At 59.6% G+C, this 1155-nt stretch carries 3 protein-coding genes and 1 pseudogene; all 4 read left to right on the plus strand.

Annotated features, from left to right (window positions below):
• The coding region (locus CXF87_RS12095; RefSeq protein WP_157826529.1) for a hypothetical protein at window positions 1-466 on the plus strand (466 nt) is incomplete at its 5' end.
• Window positions 459-752: a hypothetical protein gene (locus CXF87_RS12100; RefSeq protein WP_101146787.1), complete on the plus strand. Its 294-nt coding sequence runs from the start codon at window positions 459-461 to the stop codon at window positions 750-752. The genes CXF87_RS12095 and CXF87_RS12100, both read left to right, overlap by 8 nt.
• A complete protein-coding gene (locus CXF87_RS21655; protein WP_157826530.1) occupies window positions 749-907 on the plus strand; it encodes a hypothetical protein in 159 nt (52 codons plus the stop codon). The genes CXF87_RS12100 and CXF87_RS21655 overlap by 4 nt, the downstream gene beginning before the upstream one ends.
• Window positions 904-1155: pseudogene (locus tag CXF87_RS12105) on the plus strand (hypothetical protein); the annotation flags it as partial. The gene CXF87_RS21655 and the pseudogene CXF87_RS12105, both read left to right, overlap by 4 nt.

The following is a 1155-nucleotide window of genomic DNA, read 5'->3' on the forward strand; positions in this document are numbered from 1 at the left end:
TGCCGCTGGCTCCGCTAGCGAAGAATTACCCTTTGGCCGTCTAGAGGCTGACGACATGGCGCGCCTTCGCCGCAAGCTTGCCCCAGGCGAACCGGTGGAGGTCGTCACCTATAAGGGCACATGGCTAGCCAGCAACGATGAGCTGTTACACCAACTGGGCGACGGCTTTGAAGTGGAAGAGATCGGCCTGACCTTTCCGCCTGCCGCTATGTCCTTCCGCCTGACGCACCAGTTCCGCTTCAAGGGAATCGACTTCGCACCGCTGGAACCCGAAGACTATGACGGCGGCGATGACGCTCACGATTGGCGAATGATGGCTATGCGTGAAGTGGAAGGCATGGTGGGCGTCGTCACCGAGCTATGCGAGTTAATGGAGTACGAACAGCCAGTGCTTGACGCATTGGAAGAAGACGACGGCAAGCAGGAGCCAGCGGCAAACACGAGCGAGGGCGACGGCAATGCATAACGCCATCATGACAACCGACCCACACACGGGCGAGCAGATCGAGCTAAACCAGCTGGCTATACGTTACCAGTTGCCCAAGGGCACCGTTTACAGCCGCCACCTGGCGGGCAAGCGGGGCATGGAGCTCATTGCCCACCAAAAGCGAGGCAGCGTCAGCGACGCCGTTCGTGAGCGCCAAACGCAAGAGGCCCGCGCCAGCTACATCGAGCAAGCCAAGCGCTCACCGCTAGCGCGTCCGCTGAAGCATATTGCCGACGCCGGGAAAATGATCGGAGGTGTGCAGTGAACTATCAACCTAAGGGCGGCATGTGCGCCACCTGTGCCCGCCAGCATAAAGACTGCCGCCATCTGCCGTTTAATGAAATGCAGGTGCTCAGCAAGAGTAAAGGCGTATCGATTGTGCGGTGTGCTGAGTACAAGCGCGTGGAGGCCAGCCAATGACCCAGCCCACCCACACCCACCGCGAGAGCGGTGGGAAGTTTAACGAGGTAGCCCAGCACCAGGGCACCGGCCCGCTTGAGGGTCAGTGGCTAGTCATCTATCAGGATTTAGACAAAGAAATCCAGAGCGCCACCACGCAAGCTGATTGGCTAGCGAACTGGCGGGAGGTGGACCCCGATGACTGCACCATATGCATGGGCACCGGTCACGATCACATCAAGGGCAACAAGGCCAATCCATGCGGTCAC

Source organism: Halomonas sp. MES3-P3E (assembly GCF_002836035.1).
GTDB lineage: Bacteria > Pseudomonadota > Gammaproteobacteria > Pseudomonadales > Halomonadaceae > Vreelandella > Vreelandella arctica.